This is a genomic window from Desulfosporosinus nitroreducens, assembly GCF_023897015.1.
In the GTDB taxonomy this organism is placed as follows: domain Bacteria; phylum Bacillota; class Desulfitobacteriia; order Desulfitobacteriales; family Desulfitobacteriaceae; genus Desulfosporosinus; species Desulfosporosinus nitroreducens.
The window spans coordinates 148198-167236 of the sequence record NZ_JAMHFY010000010.1 but is presented as its reverse complement, the minus strand read 5'-3'; the positions used below and the strand labels follow the sequence as shown (position 1 = coordinate 167236).

Below are 19039 nucleotides of genomic sequence, written 5' to 3'. Positions count from 1 at the left end.
CCAACTGGGTAATCAAAGTTAACATCTGACGCAAGAGCTATAAACTCATTCCCCTTCCAGGTATTTACATGGGACATAGTTTCGAACCCTACGGCCGCACAAACATTCATCCGTCCACTGGCAATAGCCTCCCAGGCTGCTTGAAAACCCATTCCTCCCGTTGCGCCTCCAGACTCGACCCGTTTGGAAGGCTTTGGGGTAAGTCCTAAATAATCTTGTACCATAATCCCTGCCATTAACTGACGGGTAAAGTGATCAGAAAAATAGGCGATGACCGAGCCGTCAATCTGGTCTAAAGTCAAATTAGGTATATCCGCCATGGCCTGATCAAAAGACTCTTTAGCCATATAACGAAAATCCTTTTTAGGGGTGGATTTGGCAAATTTTGTGATCCCACCAGATACCATATACACTGGTCTCATAATTCTCCTCCTCATACCTTAATTCATTCATTACAAGAAACACCTTTTTTACCGATTCGCTTGGTCAATTCTGTCTAAGTATCATTAACGTATTAAAAATGTGGCACCCCCTTCCTGCTTCTAGACTTATACTAGAGCAAGAATTGTGCCACATTTACCGAATATTCAGAAATATAGTAAAGGCCTCCTCTGCCAACTCTCTACGTCTTAATGTTGTCGCAATGCTGCCGGACACCTACGCAATTCAGCCTAGGCTAAGTGGCCTATTCATGGCATTTCTGCTAATGTTGCAGTTCGTCTTATTCCCAATCTTTTGCATTTTCTCAAAAGAGTGGAGATGTCGATACCAAGAGCCTGTGCGGTTGGCCCGAGCTGTTTGTTTTGCTGGAAAGCTCGCTCAATCCATTGCCGTTCGGTTGCCGCCACTGCCGCTTTCAGCGGAATTACTTTCCGATTGTTTTCGCTCGAGGGAACGGTCAAAACAACCACCTCACTAGCCTGTCGAATCTTCTCCGGTAAATCCGCTTTCTCAATTAGACCCGTTTGGCTTAGTACAACCAATCGTTCCACGACATTTTCCAGCTCACGCACATTTCCGGGCCAAGAGTATTCATATAAGCAGTCCATTGCTTCCGGGACAAAGCTCAGATTGCGATGATATTTTTTACAGAATTTGTCCAAGAAGGACAGGGTTAATACAAATATATCCTCTTTTCGTTCTCTTAAGGGCGGTATTCCAACGGGTATGACATTTAGTCGGTAATAGAGGTCCTTACGAAATGTCCCCTCATCCACCATCTTTTCTAGATCTCGATTAGTGGCGCATACAAACCTAATGTCCATCAACCGAGGCGTCGTTCCTCCAACTCGCAGAATTTTATGGTCTTGTAATACACTAAGCAGTTTTACTTGGAGAAACAGGGGCAACTCTCCTATCTCATCCATGAAGGCTGTGCCGTGATTGGCTTGATCCAGCAATCCCGGCTTGCCCTCTCGTTTCGCACCTGTGAACGCTCCCCCCTCATAGCCGAATAATTCTGATTCCATCAATGAAGATGGAATCGCGCTGCAGTCCACCTTTATGAACTTTCCTTTCGTGCTGCGACTGCTATGCTCATGGATCAACGAAGCAATCAGTCCTTTTCCTACCCCAGACTCTCCGTTGATCAGCACCGTTGCGTCAGAATCACCGATTCTGGGTAATGCATCTAACATGCTTTGCATTTTAGGATCGCGTACCGTTACCAGCTCATTGCTCACAGCAGGACCATAGTTTTTAAGAATCTCCCTGTACTGCTTGTTAAGCTGTTTAGAACGCTTTAATTCATCTTTCAATGTATTTAGTTCACTTAAATCACGCACCTCGCACACCACATTTATCAATTTGCCGTCATTATCAAAGACTGGATTACCAGTTACTAAGGCCTCGCAACCACTTGGATATATTATTATTTTAGACGTACGCTGTCCACTTCTAATGACCTCAATTGTTGCCGAGTCTGATATCAAGTTATCGTCTATAAGTGTACTAACGTTCCGTCCCAAGATATTTATTGGAATTCCCGTAATATGCAAGAAGGCTTCATTATGGGCAACACAGTCTCCCTGGGAATCCGTTATATAGATGCCATCACTAATTGAACTTATCATAGCTCGAAACGTCATTTCCGTATTCCAGATTATTTATACCACCCCATCCAAACCCGCACGGTTATTATTACATTTGTTACCATAATATCTTATAACGAATATAATTAGAAGAATATTCAGTTAATTATATTAATACAAATTACTCCTCTATTTACTAAAATCTAAGATACACTGGACGGAGGCAACCACACTTCTGTTATTTTTGCCGAAAATGTATTTGCCAACCGCTTTGAGCCGTAAAAGTCAGGAAACTCGAAAAAATCCTCCTGCATAAGCAGGGGGAATAGTAGTAGTAATCGTGATAACCAACTAAAGAAAACTTGGCTTGCGCCAAGCCTTCAGGCGCCGGCGGAAGCCTTAGTTGCACTTATGCTTCCAGAAAGTATGCAACTGAAAGTTATACTTTCTGACTAGTATAAAAAAAGACGGCTAACAGCCGTCTTACTTTCACAGTTTTGTATTTACTTTCGTTGCTTCAACATATCGCTATAAATGTAAACAAGTTCTTTGTCAAACAGCGATCGCTTCATATCTACTGCTAAAGATCTAACCCGTTTGAGCATCTCATTAGCGTCTTCATCCGTCATCTCTTTGCCATACTCATTCCAAAATTTGGCCTTGATTGATGCGGTTCCCGAGTGTTTTCCAATCACAATCTGCCTTTCAAGTCCTACATCCTCAGGGCTGAACGCCTCATATGTTCGAGGATTCTTAAGTGCTCCATCTGCATGAATTCCCGACTCATGTGCAAACATGTTACTCCCAACGATCGATTTCCATGGTGGAAGCATCCGCCCTGAAGCCCGAGCAACATATTCAGAAACCTCTACAAAGCGTTCCGTCGCAAAGCTCAGATCCGTATCCAGTAAGTGCTTTAACGCCATAACGACTTCTTCTAAAGCAGCATTACCAGCACGTTCCCCTAAGCCATTTACCGTTACGCCAACATGCGACGCTCCAGCCTTTACTCCCGCAAGAGCATTAGCTGTTGCCATTCCGAAATCATCATGGGTATGCATTTCGACGTCAATGCCAGCTTTTTCAACTAGGATTCTAATTTTATCATAGGTTGCGAACGGATCTAAAATTCCTACAGTATCACAATAGCGTAAGCGATCAGCGCCCGCCTTTTTAGCTTCTTTTGCAAATTGTACAAGAAAATCCATATCTGACCGTGAAGCATCTTCCGCATTAACGGATATATACATTCCTTCCCGTTTGGCAAAGGCAGTTGCCTTAACCATCCGTTCTAAAACATCCTCACGAGTAGTCATGAGTTTATGTTCAATATGAATATCTGAGGTTGAAATAGAAATTGCTACGGCATCAACACCACAAGCCAATGAGGCCTCAATATCTGAGATAACTGCACGATTCCAGCCCATGATGCTTGAATTTAATCCTAATTTTACAATATCACTAATAGCTCGCTTTTCATCTCCGCCCATGACCGCGACTCCGGCTTCGATCTGATGAACTCCTAGCTCATCGAGTAACCGAGCAATTCGTAATTTTTCTTGATTCGAAAAAACAACGCCAGCGGTTTGCTCGCCATCACGCAAAGTAGTATCAACAATCGTTAAATGTCTCAATTAACTCACCCCTCTTCATCGACTAAAACAAATCCTGCATAAAAAACATCAACATCATATTTAATTATACTACCATAATACCCCAAAAGTTTGAAGGGGTCTAATTTCCTTATACTGTATACTTTTTATTGATTTTCAGTGGACTAACCTTAACTCAGTAGTAAAAAAGGAGAAAATCTAAAGTGTATACCCTGAATAATTAAAAGCTGATTTTCCTTCTTCGGATCATCAGCTTAGTATCGTTCGCTAGAATGATTTAGAATAAAACCATCATCCCAGGGCATAGCTTTACAATATTATATCTCAAAGTAAATTATAAGTCTATACTTTTCCGATGATGTTTGTTATATTCTATAAAGTATTTAGAAACAATTAAATCTAAAAGAAGGAGTGATCGTTATGGCAAAGATTAAAATCCAAAATAGGCCTTTCGGCCCTTTCCCAACTGTCCTTGTAGGTGCAGATGTTAATGGCAAGCCTAATTATGCCACCCTTGGCGCATACGGTGTGGTTAGCATGAAACCAGTACTTTATATTTCCTTGAAAAGTACCCATCACACAACTTTAGGCGTAAAAGAAAATGGATATTTCAGTGTCAATATCCCCTCTGCAGAATTAGTTCAGAAAACTGATTACTGCGGTATCGTATCGGGAAAAACAACTGACAAGTCAAATGTATTTACGCCCTTTTATGATGAAATCGGAAAAGCCCCTATGATAAGTGAATGTTCCTTAAATTATCTGTGCAAAGTTATACAGACCATACCTATCTTCGACTTTGAAATGTTTCTGGGAGAAATTGTGGCAGTTTACGGAAATGAACAATGCCTGACAAATGGTAAACCAGATCCTATCAAGATTAATCCAATAATCATGATGGACTCCTATTATTGTGATTTAAATCAAGCGGTGGGCAATATATTTACTGCCGGACGAACCCTGGTCCAATCATAAGAAACAAGTATCTATCGTCTGCACTGCGGCTCAATATCCCTTTATGATAAAGGCTTCTCGTAAAAGAGAAGCCCTTATCGTCAAAGCTTGTTTAAGATAGTTTTTCTTTGAGTAATTTATTGACCAGACCTGGATTAGCTTGTCCCTTGGTCGCCTTCATGATCTGACCCACGAGGAACCCGATTGCTCGATCTTTTCCCGCTCTGTAATCCTCTGCCGATTGGGGGTTAGCTGAAATTACGTCGTCGATTATTCCAAGCAGTGCACCTTCATCACTGATTTGGGCAAGTCCCTTTTCTTTGACGATAACCCCGGCATCCTTACCTGTACTGTACATATCTTCCAGAACACTCTTGGCAATTTTGCCGCTAATCGTTCCTTTATCAATGAGCCCGAGAAGCTCCGCTAATTGGGCTGCTGAAATCGGAGAATCAACTACACTGCACTGATTTGTATTGAGCAAACGAGTAACATCTCCCATCACCCAATTTGCCAAGGTCTTGGCATCCTCATAACTCGAGAGAGCCGCATCAAAGAAGTCCGACAAAGCTTTTGATTGCGTGATAACCCCAGCATCATAAGCTGACAATCCTAAGACTTGCAACCGAGCACGCCGTGCCTCCGGAAGCTCGGGAAGAGTTTTATGGATTCTTTCCACCCATTCCCGATCAATAACTAACGGTGCTAAGTCGGGTTCAGGGAAATAGCGGTAATCATGAGCTTCTTCCTTGGAGCGAAGGGTTAACGTAACCCCTTGCCCTTCATCCCAAGTTCGTGTCTCTTGAACCACCTTTTCGCCCGCGTCTAATACTCTGGCCTGACGTGCTATTTCATATTCCATGCACCGTCGCACTGAGCTAAAGGAGTTCAAGTTTTTCGTTTCCGTTCGTGTTCCTAGGGTTGTCGCTCCCATCGGTCGCAACGAAACATTAATATCGAATCGTACTGAGCCTTGTTCTAAACGGCAGTCCGAAACTTCCGTATACTCCAAGATCTGAACTAATTTTTCTAAGTAAGCGAGCACTTCAGGAATCGAGCGCATATCAGGCTCTGACACGATTTCCAACAGCGGTACACCAGCTCGGTTATAGTCTACCGAAGACTCATTAGAGGTTGTGATGGTATCCCCGCTATGCACGAGCTTACCGGCATCCTCCTCCATGTGGGCCCGAGTAATTCCAATCCACTTTTTCTCCCCGTCTACTTCAATCTCTAAACCGCCCTTGCCACAAATCGGCAGGTCGAACTGGGATGTCTGATAATTTTTAGATAAATCCGGGTAAAAGTAGTTTTTACGGTCGAACTTAGAAAACTCCGCGATTTCACAATTCAAAGCCAATCCAGCTTTGATCGCGTAATTAACCACTTCGCGATTTAAAACGGGGAGAGCACCTGGCATTCCCAGGCACACTGGGCAGACATGCGTGTTTTGCTCTCCTCCGAACTCGGTTGTACAGCTGCAAAAAATCTTTGTCTTCGTTTGGAGTTCGACGTGAACTTCCAACCCACAGACCATTTCGTATTTGTTAGCGACTACCACAAGTCAGCACCTCCCCTGACAGATTTGGTTTTAACGAGTGATAATTCGTGTTTTGCTCAAAGGTATAAGCTACACGGTACAACGCACCTTCTCCAAACGCTTTACCCATTAGTTGCATGCCGATCGGCAGGCCATTAACAAATCCCGCAGGAATAGAAATTGCCGGAATACCCGCCAGGTTAATCGGGACGGTCGTAATGTCAGATAAGTACATAGCCAAGGGGTCCGCAGATTTTTCCCCGAATTTAAATGCTGGTGTCGGAGCAGTCGGTGAAAGCAGCACGTCAAACTTCTCAAACGCTTTATCAAAATCCTGCTTAATCAGAGTTCTGACCTTTTGCGCTTTAAGATAGTAGGCATCATAATATCCTGAACTCAGGGCATAGGTTCCAAGCATGATTCTTCGTTTTACTTCTTGCCCAAATCCTTCAGCCCGAGTCTTCTTGAACATCCCTAAAACATCGTTAGAATCAGCCCGATATCCATAACGAACGCCATCATAACGAGCCAGATTAGAGCTCGCTTCAGCTGTAGCAATCAGGTAATACGCCGGAATTGCATATTCCGTATGAGGTAATGAACATTCAGCTACTTCTGCCCCCAGATCAATCAGGGTTTGAATCCCAGCTTTAATCCCTTTTGCAACATCGGGATCAATTCCTTCCCCAAAGTACTCACGGGGAATCCCGATCCTCAGACCTTTAATATCGTTAACCAGAAACTTCGTATAATCGGGCGTTTCATAGGGAACTGAAGTAGAATCCAGTGCATCATAGCCGGCAATCGCATTCATCACCAAGGCATTGTCTCGTACGGTTTTAGTGAAAGGACCAATCTGATCGAGTGAGGATGCAAAGGCGATTAAACCCAACCGTGAGACCGCTCCGTAGGTTGGCTTCATTCCCACCACTCCGCAGAACGCGGCCGGCTGGCGGATAGATCCCCCCGTGTCTGAGCCCAAGGTAAAAGTTGCTTCATCCCCTGCTACAGCAACAGCAGACCCTCCTGAAGATCCCCCTGGGACACACTCTAAATTCCAAGGATTGCGAGTCTTGGTGAAATAAGAATTCTCCGTCGAAGAACCCATGGCAAACTCGTCCATATTCAGCTTACCGAGAAGTATGGTTCCCGCAGCCCGCAACCGATTTGTGACGGTCGCATTATAAGGAGGAATAAAATTTTCAAGCATTTTTGAAGCACAGCTTGTCCGAATTCCTTCTGTGCACATATTGTCTTTGAGGGCCATCGGAATACCCTCTAAAGGTTTTAGGGTTTCTCCCTGGGCGATCTTTTGGTCAACCTCAGCCGCTTGGGCCATAGCTTCATCTTCTAAGACTGTTAAATACGCTTGCAAATCTGGATCCACTGCCTGGATCCGGTCTATGTATGCTTTAGTCAATTCTGTGGAGCTTATGTCTTTATGAACGAGCAGTTCATGCAGTTCACTGACTGACTTCCCTATACTCACTGATTCCAACTTCCGCAGTCTCCTTTCCAATCAAACTAAGTCAAACTAATTTTCGGTACTCTAAAGAACCCCTCTTCCCCATCGGGGGCATTCCTGAGGGCTTTTTCATGATTAATAGATGATCCCACTTGGTCCTCGCGCAGTACATTGTGCAAAGGAACAGCATGAGCCGTAGGTACCACATCGGTCGTGTCTAATCTCTCCAACATTGCCGCATAGCCTAAAATGGAGTTAAGTTGCTCGGTATACTCTTGAGTTTCTTGTTCAGTTAACTCTAGGCGCGCCAATGCCGCCACGTATTCAACGTCTTCACGTGAAATTGACAACTTATTCACCTTCCCTTGGATATTTTGTTGCTTTATCCTTTATCATAACAAATATAGAGGAAGGGAGCAATAAAAACGGCTTACTTTCCGCGGCAGGAACCTTATCGGCGTTAAGTTCTTAATCTGGAATTATGTTCCTTTAGGGATAAAGATGATATACTTTTCACATGGAGGTGATTATTTATGGAGGGCAACCCAATACAATTTGATTTCACGATTTTAGCTACAATTTTTTCCCTTTTACTTCCCTTACTCTTCATATACTTAATAGTAAGTGCAATACGGTTTTTTAAACGAAAAGAAGCAACGGATAAAGAGCTGGTACAGAAGTTAGATCAGCTAATCAAGTTACAAACTCAGCAAACTGAAAACAAAACGTGAAAGACGGTCTCACTCTGATGAAGTGAGACTGTCTTTCACTAATTAATGCTTAATCATCTCTTCAAATTCCTCTTCGGTCAAAATCGGCACTCCCAACCCTTGAGCCTTCACAAGCTTAGAGCCAGCCTTCTCTCCAGCAATGACAAAAGCAGTCTTCTTACTGACACTGCTTGCTGCTTTTCCACCATACTCCTCGATGAGTGTCTCAATCTCTCGCCGTTCCCAACGTTCCAGCGAACCAGTCACCACGATGCTTTTACCCGCGAATATCTGCGATTTAGTCGAAGTTCCTGCGGTCATATTTACACCGGCTTCACTCAATTTAGTTAAAAATTGCGCCGTACTCTCCAACTTGAAAAACTGGAGCAAACTTTCAGCCATCGCGGGACCGATATCTGGGATCGCTTGGAGGTCCTCAAGAGTTGCTTCCTGCAGTTTTTCCATAGAGCCAAAGGTCTGTGCCAAGATCTTACCTGCTTTTACTCCCGTATGGCGGATTCCCATGGCGAAAATCAAGGGAGCCAAGCCTCGCTCTTTGCTGTCTTCAATTGCCTTCATTAAATTCTCCGCTGATTTTTTGCCCATCCGTTCCACTGGAGTCAAATTATCGAACGTTAATGAATACAGATCGGCGGCATCCTTGATCAACCCGGCCTCTAGAAGCTGTTGAACAACCGCGGGTCCTAACCCATCAATTGACATAGCATCTCGAGAGACAAAATGAATTATCCCCTCACGTTGTTGAGCCGGGCAAATGATACTTTGACAGCGGTAGGCCGCTTCCCCTTCCTCCCGCAAAACAGGACTCTGGCACTCCGGACAGAGATCCGGCATTTTGAAAAGCTTTTCCTCGCCGGTACGTTTTTCGGGTAAGGCTCGGACAACTTCTGGGATCACATCCCCAGCTTTATGTAAGAGCACATGATCTCCGATACGGATATCCTTTTCTCGAATGTTATCTAGATTATGGAGTGTAGCGCGGCTAACAGTGGACCCTGCTACAGAAACAGCTTTAAGGGCCGCTGTAGGCGTCAAAACTCCCGTCCGCCCTACTCGGATGATGATATCTTCAATGACCGTTTCAACTTGCTCCGCTGGAAATTTATAAGAAATCGCCCAACGGGGGCTTTTCGCGGTAAAGCCAAGTTCCTGTTGAAGGTCAAATTCATTCACTTTAATTACTAAACCGTCAATATCATAGGGGAAACGATGACGCTCTGCTGCCATTAGCTCACAATAAGTAATGACCTCTTCAATATTGCTAAAGACTTTGTATTCAGGGTTTACGACAAAACCCTGTTCTTTTAAATAGGTAAGCACGTCTATTTGGTTATGTAATCCTAATTCCTTCGCTGATAAGACTTGATAGGCAAAGTAGTCGAGTTTGCGCTCAGCAGTGATTCGAGAATTCAGCTGACGTAATGACCCTGCTGCGGCATTGCGAGGATTGGCAAAGGTGGATTGCCCTTCTTCTTCACGATCTTGATTCAAACGAGCAAAAGAGGCTTTGGGCATATACCCTTCTCCCCTAACACTTAACCTCGGAACCGTCTTGTTCAAACGCAGAGGAATCGATCCCATGGTTTTGACATTAGCGGTAATATCTTCTCCTACAGAGCCGTCTCCCCGAGTGGCTCCACGTACCATAAGCCCATCCTCATAGGTCAGGGCAACTGTTAAGCCATCGATTTTGAGTTCTACCACATACTCCACTGAGGCAGACACTTGGCTTACTCTTCGGTCAAACTCACGCAAATCTCCCGGGTCAAATGCATTGTCCAAACTAAGGAGGGGTTCCAAATGCCGCACTTTCGTGTACTCTTTGGCTACCGCTCCCCCAACGCGTTGAGTCGGAGAATCCGGAGTAACCCTGTCTGGATGCTTGGCTTCCAAGTCCAGAAGCTCACGCATGAGAGCATCGTATTCTGCATCCGTGATGCGGGGCTGGTCTAATTCATAATACTGCTTATTGGCCTCTTCTAGTTTTTTACGAAGCATCGCTATGCGCTCGAATTCATCCTGCACCAAAATTCCTCGCTTCCAACGTAAATGTGACTTAATTATAATTCATATGACGAGCCTTTAAAAGTAAATAACTAATTCATACTATTCTTTCCATGATATCGCTCACTAAATCATTATCCACCTTAAAAAACGACCCAAAACTTACTTGGTGGTTTCGCCAACCCACAAATAGAGGATTATTCACCAACCAAGTGGAGAATAATCCTCTATATATATGGAAAATTCCTAAACAAAAAGGGGTGTAACAAACCTCAAAACAGTTCAGTTACATCCCCTTCAATTCTCTTATTCGGCGAGGTTATTAGGTAATAATAATTAGCCTTGGAAATATGTTGTCATTTGTGGAACAACTTGCTTCTTACGGGAAAGAACGCCTGGCAACGCAACGCTTCCATTGACAATCTCTTTGCCGAAGGCTTTAGCTACTTCTTCAGGGTTGTCCCCTTTAACGATCAGCTCTGTGTGATCAGTTAAAATATCTGTAATCATTAAGCAAAGATATTTCATTTCCTGAGCTACACGATGAGCTTCAATAGCGGCGGTTAAGTTTGCCCGAACGTCTTCGAATCCTTCCATTCCCATGAGGCTGACTTGTCCAACACCAATTTTATGAGCTCCCATGGTGAAGGCTTTGAGGTCTTCCTCAATCATACTTTGCGGGGTGCGCTCTGCAATGTTGGAAGACGCTTTGAACATGTCAATACCAAAAGTTTTTGGATCAACTCCTGCGATCGCAGCGAGTTCAGCAGCGATTGCCTTATCTTCCTCAGTGCAAGTTGGGGATTTAAAGATTACTGTATCAGAAAGAATAGCTGCGAGTAAAATTCCAGCAATTGCTTTTTCAGGAACTAAGCCAGCTTCCTTATAAGCCTTAGCTACAATTGTACATGTGGAACCGACAGGCTCGATGCGGATATGGATAGGATCAGCTGTTTGAAGGCCACCGATTTTGTGATGATCGATAACTTCGATAAGTTTAGCTTGGTCTCCACCAGCAACCGCTTGGCCCCACTCATTGTGGTCAACAAGAACCAACTTTTGACCTGCTTCTACGGACTCTAAGACCTGAGGAATAGCTACTCCATAAAAATCAAGTACATACTCAGTCTCTTTATTGAGTTTTCCAGCTGAACAAGGAACAACATTGGCTGTCCCCGTGAGTTCTTTCAACTTAGCCAAAGCGATCGCTGAGCAAACAGAATCTGTATCTGGACTTTTATGACCAACAATATAAATTACATCAGACATATTTAACACCTAAACCTTTCTCTTCCTCAATTTTTGAAATGCACCATGGGATAAAAAATGTCACAGTTTCGTTAACTTGGCATACTCAGCCATTAATTTCTTGATTCCACTGTCAAAAACAATCGTCAGTTCTGCCTGATTTCCCTCTCCCTTTATGGAGACAATAATCCCTCGACCAAACGTCGCGTGTTCCACTTTTTCTCCTATATGATGCGCCTCACCCCCTTTAATAACCACCTTGCTTCCAAAATCCTTTTCCCACGACCCCGAACCTAAAGGAATGGTTCGATCTGACACGGCATTCCGTCTCCCTGCCGGTTTAGACGGAGCAACAGGACGACGTTTTGGCGGATCAAGCGGGTCAATATCCGTCATTAATTCGGACGGAATCTCCATCAAAAAGCGAGAGGGCTGATTGTATTGCGTCTTGCCATAGAGCATCCGCATCTCTGTATTACACAGGTATAGTTTTTCCCTCGCTCGGGTGATGGCGACATAGCAAAGTCGACGTTCTTCTTCTAAAACAGCCGGTTCCACGAGTGAACGGCTACTGGGAAAAATGCCATCTTCCATACCAACCACAAAAACAACCGGGTATTCCAGCCCCTTCGCACTATGCATGGTCATCAAAGCTACAGCTTCCTCAGCTTGGTCTAATTCATCAATATCAGCAACTAAAGAAACCTGTTCTAAGAATCCGCTCAAGCCCGGGACAACCTCTTCTTCAGCCCCATCATTTAAGGCATTTTGAGCAGCCAAAGTTGCTTTCGCATCATACTCAGCCGTTACGGAGAGAAATTCCATCAGGTTTTGCAAACGCGTCTCCGCTTCTGGTGTATCTTCCGCCTCTAGGATCGCTTTGTACCCTGTCTTGTTCAGAATCTCTTCCACCAAATCAGAGACACTTGACTCTCGGGCAAAACTTATCAAACCCTGCATCAGGTGGGCAAAGGCGATTAACGGTTTCTTAGCACGTGTTGTCAATTCCGGAATATACTCAGCCTCCAAAATTGCGTCCAGCACAGGCATTCCTTGTTCATTAGCATATTCTAAAATTTTTTGCAGAGTGGTGTCTCCCAGGCTTCGTTTAGGCACATTAAGCACACGAGCAAAGCTCACTTGATCAGCAGGATTATAGAGGACTCGTAAATAAGCTAAGATGTCCTTGATCTCCATACGCTGATAGAATTTCAGCCCTGAGAAAACACGATAGGGCGTAGACTCCTTCATCAGACGCTCCTCCAGAGCACGGGATTGGGCATTCGTCCGGTAAAGAATAGCGAAATCATTAAAGGGGCGCCCTTCCAGCTCATGTAACCGTTGGATACGATTAACAACATAGCTGGCCTCATCTCGCTCATCAGCCCCAACATAACACACCACAGACTGTCCCTCCGAATTTTCAGTCCAGAGTGACTTTTCTTTACGTGATTCATTATTACTAACCACTGCATTAGCGGCATTAAGAATCTTCTGAGTCGAACGATAATTTTGTTCCAGTTTAATGACTTTAGCTTCCGGATAATCCCTCTCAAAATCAAGGATATTTTGGATATCCGCCCCGCGCCATCCATAGACGGATTGATCATCATCTCCCACCACACAGAGATTGCGATATTTACTCGCCAAAAGTTTAATCAGCATATACTGAGCATGGTTCGTATCTTGGTACTCATCCACCATAATATAGCGGAATTTATCCTGATAGTACCGATAGACATGGTCTCTTTGCTGAAAGAGCTGAACCGTGAGCATGATAATATCATCAAAATCAAGAGCATTATTACTCTTCAGTCGTTTCTGATAAGAACGGTAAATATCTACAACTTTTTGTTCAAAATAACTGGCAGCCTTATAGGAAAACTCTTCAGGATCTTGCAGTTTGTTCTTGGCATCACTAATAACCGCCGCAACACTGCGCACTGGGAATTTCTTTTCGTCATAATTTTGTTCTTTTAAACAGGCTTTGATAACTGACTGTTGATCTCCCGTATCGTAAATAACAAAGTTTTTAGTATATCCTGGCAGATTATCAATTTCACGTCTCAAAATGCGGACACATGCTGAGTGAAATGTCGTAACCCAAAGTCCATATCCCTCACTGCCCAGCAAAGTGGTCACTCGTTCCCGCATCTCTTTCGCCGCTTTATTGGTAAACGTAATTGCTAATATTTTGCTGGGTTCTACTCCCTGAGCAATCAAATGGGCAATTCTGTAGGTTAGCACTCGAGTCTTCCCCGACCCTGCTCCCGCCAAAATTAGAAGCGGCCCTTCTTTATGCTCTGCAGCTTCCCGCTGCATAGGATTTAAATCGTCTAACCGGTACAAGACCACTTCACCTCACTTCTTGTGCTTATTATAACATACTGTACGTCCTGCTGTAGCTTGATTTGCTATCAGTCATGTCTTCTTTAAGATATCACAATAATTATTTGCTATACCAAAAGGTAATGGACGCGATAGGGGAACTTATATTATAAGCCATTTGACCATAATTTTAAAATATTACCTCCTCTACAGAGTATAGGAACTTCTGGATTTTCATTTTTAAGGAAAAATATGCAAGAAAACGGGTGTAAAAACAAATAAAATGCCGAAGGATGGTGGAGTGGAAGGGCAAATGACACTAGCCTCTCTCGAAAATAAAATATAGCAACATAAATAAGGTTAATGGAGACTTGTCTCTATTAACCTTATTATTATTTCCCTCACTTAACAAGAGCTTACTTAAGAATAGGGCGAGCCCGGATTCTTCCTGAGACATCTGAGCTACAGAATTGCCCGTTTGCAAAGGGATTGCAAACGGCCATAAATAGATCCGGCTATAATTAGCTTAAACCATTGCCTTAAAATCCAGTCCTTTCAGTAATTCTTGCTGAAATTCCTTCTTATTAGAAAGTTCCACATGCTCAGCCCGCCTAGAAAGCAAATCCGCTCGAGTTCTCTCTTCCGTCGATATCAAGGCCATTTTTGCCCCATCACCAGCAGCATTCCCAATCGTCACAATCTGTTCCAATGGCAAGGACGGCAACAATCCAATTCTTACAGCACTTTCCTTCCTAATATAATTGCCAAACGCTCCGGCAAGCAGGACTCTGTCGATTTCCTGTGGAGCAATTCCCATTTCCCGGCATAGAATCATAATCCCAGCCATAATGGCTCCTTTTGCAAGCTGCATTTCTCGGATATCCTTTTGGGAAAGTATGATATCCTCTCCTGTGGCAGAATCATCCCCCCATACCAGCACAAACTCGCTTGCCCGTGCGGTTTTGCGCAACCGGTCGCGCACCGAGGAGGGAAGCTTTTCAAGTACAGGTCCACTGGCATATCGACCTGTAGGGGTAATAACCCCGACTTTATGCATTTCGGCGATAGCATCAATCAGGCCGGAGCCACATATTCCTCTTGGCTTACCCCCAGCGATGACATCTAATTCAACATCCTCAGTAATTCGCACACCTTCGATAGCACCCTCTGCCGCACGCATACCATATTTAATCTCCGCCCCTTCGAAAGCAGGTCCCGCAGCAGTTGAGCAGGTTAAGATTCTATCCTTCCCACACAGAACAATTTCTCCGTTCGTGCCTATATCTACGATTAGGCTGACCCCGGGTAAACGATCTGCCTCCGCCGCTAACATAACTCCTACCGTATCTGATCCAACATAACCAGCCACATTAGGAAGCAATATAACGGTCCCAGTATCTAAAATTTTTAGTCCCAACTCCTTCGCTTGTACTTCAACTGATCTACTAAAGACAGGTATAAACGGCGCTGGGGCCAAATAGGTTGGATCAATTCCGAGAAACAGGTGGGCCAATGTTGTGTTGCCCACAGCTACAACCTGGTAAATTTCCACCCTGCTTATTCCGCTTTCTTGGCATAATCGCGCAATAATTGTATTGAGTCCCTCGATCACCTTTTCTTGTAACTCTCTCAATTGGTCTGGACCCTTCGCTGCGTGAGTAATCCGAGAAATGACATCAGCACCGAAGGCCTGTTGGGGATTTGTCACAGCGCCGCTGTTTATAACTGTACCACTGTTCAGATCCATTAGATAAACGACAATCGTTGTTGTCCCGATATCAATCGCCGCTCCAAAACAACGCCCAGACGTATCGCCTGGTTCCACTCCTAAAAGTTTATCTCCATCTAGCACTGCCGTCACCAAGAAATCTCCCTCTCGAAATACCCTTGGTAAAGAAGCCGCCAATGAAAGGTTGAAGTCAACCCCTGAAACCGGCAAAGAGGCCAAGAGCCGATCCCAGTCTGGAGTCTGATCCTCCGCACTTGGCTTAGTCAATTTTATTGGATACTTTCCTACACTTGGTGCTATAGCAGCGTGCCCTAACCCAACAAGATCTGTCTTCCGCTTATGGACCTCCTTTTGTTCTTGAACTTTAACAACCATATCCTCAGTTAAGACCCGTTGACAGGCTAAAACTTCTCCAGCTGATAATTTGGAAGCACTTAGAAACTTTTTTTCAATCAACGAAACTTGAGCTGTTAGAGAAGAGTTCTTTGACAGAATTTGAACTTTGCATTTACCACAAATCCCTTTACCGCCGCAAGTGCTTTCCACTTGCACTCCAGCGACGCTTGCGGCCTGCAGAATAGTAGATCCGACTGGAGTCTGAACAACTTTTCTCGAGGGTAAAAAAGTGATATTAATCATCTCTAGCACTCCTTCGTTAAATCAAAGCACTGTTACAGTAACCGTTCCATTATCATTTTAAAATTCAGCCGATATATTACCCATAAGGCTTTGGTTTTTGAGTTTAAACTTAACCTGCTTTATTTAAAACATGCTGAACAAACGACTTTTTAGAAATCCGATTCCAGACCGTCAGACTTGCGACGGCAAAAACTATATACATAAGCCCCATTACTAGAACTCTATTTTCCCAATCCAATGAAATAATGATCATACCAATGCTTCCAAATACTGTAAAGGCAAAAGTCATAAGAGATACAACTGCTCCAGTATCCCCCCTTTGCTGCTCCATCATTAGATTAGCACTTGGAGGGCGGGTGATGCTCCCCGCCAGGGTTGCAGGAATTAATGCCAAGGTAAATAACCAGGGGCCATGAATCCCAATCGTGCTTATAAATGCACCGCTTATGCAAGCAATAACAAAGCTTGCCGTGATCAGCCAAACAGGCTTAACTAGCCTGGATATCTTCATATAAAGCAAGGGACCAATCACCATGAAAAAAGCATTAGCTGCAAAAAAATAACTGTAAACCTGTTCACTTAAGCCAAATTGGTTTACATAAATATAGGATGAAGATGAAATGAACGACATCATAGGAATTGCCATCAGGGAAAACGTAAGTAAAAGGGACATAAATCCTGGGTTTTTAGCGACAACTCCTAAACTCCCTAAGGATTGCAGGATACTTCCATTAGACCGCTGGTCAATGGTTTCTTCCAGAGCAATCACTGCAAGCGTAACTAAAAGGCCCATAACTGCCAAGACCATAAATACCCCGCGCCATGAAGTAAACCTTAAGATCAATGCCCCAACTACCGGGGCTACAATTGGGGCAACCATGGTCATTGACGTAACTATAGCCAAAACAGATACACGTTTTCGTCCGGAGTAGCAATCCTTTACCATTGCTTGTGCAACTGCTGTTGCCGCTCCACTGGCAATTGCCTGTATAATTCGAAACCAAATTAGTTGATACACGTTTCCGGAAATAGCGCACAAAGCACTAGATAACGTGTAAATAGCTAGCCCAATTAACAAGATACGTTTACGTCCGTATTTATCGCTGAGAGGTCCCCAAAAAAGGGAGCCTGCAGCATAAAAGATAAAGAACAATATTAGGGTAAGATTAATTAAACTTGGAGCGGCATTAAAATTTTCGGCCATTCTTGGCAAGGCTGGAAGGTAGAGATCGGTTGACAAAGGAATAAATGCACTTAAGAAGGCGATTAAGATAATCAGGCCTTTTTCTCCTAAGTATTTCTGGCTTTTCTGATTAACTTCAACGATGTTAGTCTTCATTGTTCTCTTGACTCCATTCTAGTGACATTTTTAATATATTTTAGTTTACACCTTGAGGCACTCAAATGAAAGCTAGACTAGGAGGCACCCAAATCGGGTACCTCCTAATTTAGGGATATATGGAAAATGAAACGAATCATGCAGAGACATTTTTAATCTTAACACGTAATTTAGTGCCAAGTTCAGGAAGAAAAAGGGACACCACTCCTAACAAGGCAAAACATAAACTGCTTAAACCGAAAAGCATACTAAAGTTTGTGCCTGCTAATGGAGTGATAACAAAGGCTGGGATCACGAAAGCACCGAGAAGCTGAAGTGTAGCAATCATTCCGCCAGCAGTCCCCGCATAAACAGGCCCTATTTCGGAAAGCAGCATAGGAAACGTCATAAGGAGCGGCATACTGATTCCCATTAAGATCCCCAGAACAAAGAGAGTTACCCACATTGCCGCCCCAATCGGTACAATCCAGGCAGCATACATTGCGAATGCTCCCAAAATACTTACAGGGGCCAAAAACGGCTTAATCATACCGACATGGTCAGACATAGCTGGGCCTGCAATTGAGCCCAACATAGTCCCAAGAGTCACAATAGAAGCCAACAATCCAGCTGTTACTGGGTCTACGCCGCGTACAGCGTTTAAAGCATTAGGGAAAAATCCGTTAAAAGCCATATTGGCGCCCATGAAAAACATCAAACCAAAGCCGACGAGCCAAACATTTCTGCTCTTTATAACAACCCCTATATACTTGATCACAGGCATAACAGGCATTTCTGGTGCACCGACAGGCTTAACTTTAATCAATACCATCCAAGCAATCCAGACAAAAAGCATCAACACCCCTGCTGTTACGTAGGCACTTTTAGTAGATGGGAACATTGCAGACGTTGCTAAGGCAACCGTTATGCCTGCGGAGTATGAAGAAAAGTAAAGGCCCATTGCTGTTCCCATTTTTTTCATCGGAAACCACGAACCTAACAACTTAGCTGCATTAGCATTAAGTAGGGCTGAACTGAGTCCTGAGAAAACCATCAAACTAAACAATGTCGTAAAGTCTGTGGCGAGATAACGAAAATATACTCCTGCGACAGAAAAAGCAAATCCCACTGTGACCACTTTTTTTACTCCAAACCGGTCTGCAAGCGAACCAGCCGCAAGGCTGAGGAGCACGGCAGGCAACATGGGGGCAGACATAATCAACGCAAACTGTGATGACGTCAACTGCAATTCGGGGATAATCCAAAAAGCCAGAGCAGCAACTTGAAATTGAGTAAGACTCCCAATAAACATGGCAAACCACATTACGATTAAAATAACCCAACGATAAGGTGAAGGGGATGGTTTTAGACTATCATTCATGAGAATCCTCCTTTATCCTTTACTGCAAATATTATTGCTAAAAGATGAGTAGAGGCCTA

At 43.8% G+C, this 19039-nt stretch carries 14 protein-coding genes; 2 read left to right on the top strand and 12 right to left on the bottom strand.

Annotation, left to right across the window (positions count from 1 at the left end; genetic code table 11):
- The 3 genes from M8E35_RS13135 to nifV form a co-directional block, all read right to left on the bottom strand.
- On the bottom strand, positions 1-422 hold a 422-nt coding region (locus tag M8E35_RS13135; RefSeq protein ID WP_252469585.1), incomplete at its 3' end, for a thiolase family protein.
- Positions 423-689: 267 nt separating this feature from the next.
- Positions 690-2087, bottom strand: a complete 1398-nt coding sequence (locus M8E35_RS13130; protein ID WP_252469584.1) for a sigma-54 interaction domain-containing protein — start codon at positions 2085-2087, stop codon at positions 690-692.
- 446 nt (positions 2088-2533) lie between these two features.
- The gene (gene nifV / locus M8E35_RS13125) at positions 2534-3664 is read right to left on the bottom strand and encodes a homocitrate synthase (RefSeq protein WP_252469583.1); all 1131 of its coding nucleotides are present in this window, start codon (positions 3662-3664) and stop codon (positions 2534-2536) included.
- A gap of 399 nt (positions 3665-4063) precedes the next feature.
- On the opposite strand from nifV, the gene M8E35_RS13120 reads away from it, so the two are divergent.
- A complete protein-coding gene (locus tag M8E35_RS13120) occupies positions 4064-4618 on the top strand; it encodes a flavin reductase family protein (protein WP_252469582.1) in 555 nt (184 codons plus the stop codon).
- A 91-nt stretch (positions 4619-4709) separates the two neighbouring features.
- Here M8E35_RS13120 and gatB read toward each other — a convergent pair whose 3' ends face one another.
- The 3 genes from gatB to gatC are packed head-to-tail and all read right to left on the bottom strand — an operon-like array spanning position 4710 to position 7952.
- Positions 4710-6158 carry an Asp-tRNA(Asn)/Glu-tRNA(Gln) amidotransferase subunit GatB gene (gene gatB / locus M8E35_RS13115; RefSeq protein WP_302049786.1) on the bottom strand — a complete coding sequence of 483 codons (1449 nt, stop codon included), beginning with the start codon at positions 6156-6158 and terminating at the stop codon, positions 4710-4712.
- The gene (gatA, locus tag M8E35_RS13110; protein WP_252469581.1) at positions 6145-7635 is read right to left on the bottom strand and encodes an Asp-tRNA(Asn)/Glu-tRNA(Gln) amidotransferase subunit GatA; all 1491 of its coding nucleotides are present in this window, start codon (positions 7633-7635) and stop codon (positions 6145-6147) included. The genes gatB and gatA overlap by 14 nt, the downstream gene beginning before the upstream one ends.
- A 26-nt stretch (positions 7636-7661) precedes the next feature.
- Positions 7662-7952: an Asp-tRNA(Asn)/Glu-tRNA(Gln) amidotransferase subunit GatC gene (gatC, locus tag M8E35_RS13105; RefSeq protein ID WP_252469580.1), complete on the bottom strand. Its 291-nt coding sequence runs from the start codon at positions 7950-7952 to the stop codon at positions 7662-7664.
- 183 nt (positions 7953-8135) lie between these two features.
- Here gatC and M8E35_RS13100 point away from each other — a divergent pair, with 183 nt between their 5' ends.
- Positions 8136-8333 carry a hypothetical protein gene (locus tag M8E35_RS13100; RefSeq protein WP_252469579.1) on the top strand — a complete coding sequence of 66 codons (198 nt, stop codon included), beginning with the start codon at positions 8136-8138 and terminating at the stop codon, positions 8331-8333.
- A gap of 42 nt (positions 8334-8375) precedes the next feature.
- Here M8E35_RS13100 and ligA read toward each other — a convergent pair whose 3' ends face one another.
- From ligA to M8E35_RS13070, 6 genes are all read right to left on the bottom strand, one after another.
- On the bottom strand, positions 8376-10358 hold the full coding sequence (ligA, locus tag M8E35_RS13095) for an NAD-dependent DNA ligase LigA (RefSeq protein ID WP_252469578.1): 1983 nt from the start codon (positions 10356-10358) through the stop codon (positions 8376-8378).
- 315 nt (positions 10359-10673) lie between these two features.
- A complete protein-coding gene (locus M8E35_RS13090) occupies positions 10674-11606 on the bottom strand; it encodes a putative manganese-dependent inorganic diphosphatase (RefSeq protein WP_252469577.1) in 933 nt (310 codons plus the stop codon).
- 60 nt (positions 11607-11666) lie between these two features.
- A complete protein-coding gene (gene pcrA, locus M8E35_RS13085; protein ID WP_252469576.1) occupies positions 11667-13934 on the bottom strand; it encodes a DNA helicase PcrA in 2268 nt (755 codons plus the stop codon).
- Positions 13935-14439: 505 nt separating this feature from the next.
- Complete coding sequence (locus M8E35_RS13080) at positions 14440-16281, bottom strand: ASKHA domain-containing protein (RefSeq protein WP_252469575.1); 1842 nt, start codon at positions 16279-16281, stop codon at positions 14440-14442.
- Between the two features lie 109 nt (positions 16282-16390).
- The gene (locus tag M8E35_RS13075) at positions 16391-17620 is read right to left on the bottom strand and encodes a multidrug effflux MFS transporter (RefSeq protein ID WP_252469574.1); all 1230 of its coding nucleotides are present in this window, start codon (positions 17618-17620) and stop codon (positions 16391-16393) included.
- A gap of 136 nt (positions 17621-17756) precedes the next feature.
- Positions 17757-18980: an MFS transporter gene (locus M8E35_RS13070; RefSeq protein WP_252469573.1), complete on the bottom strand. Its 1224-nt coding sequence runs from the start codon at positions 18978-18980 to the stop codon at positions 17757-17759.
- Positions 18981-19039: the final 59 nt, after the last annotated feature.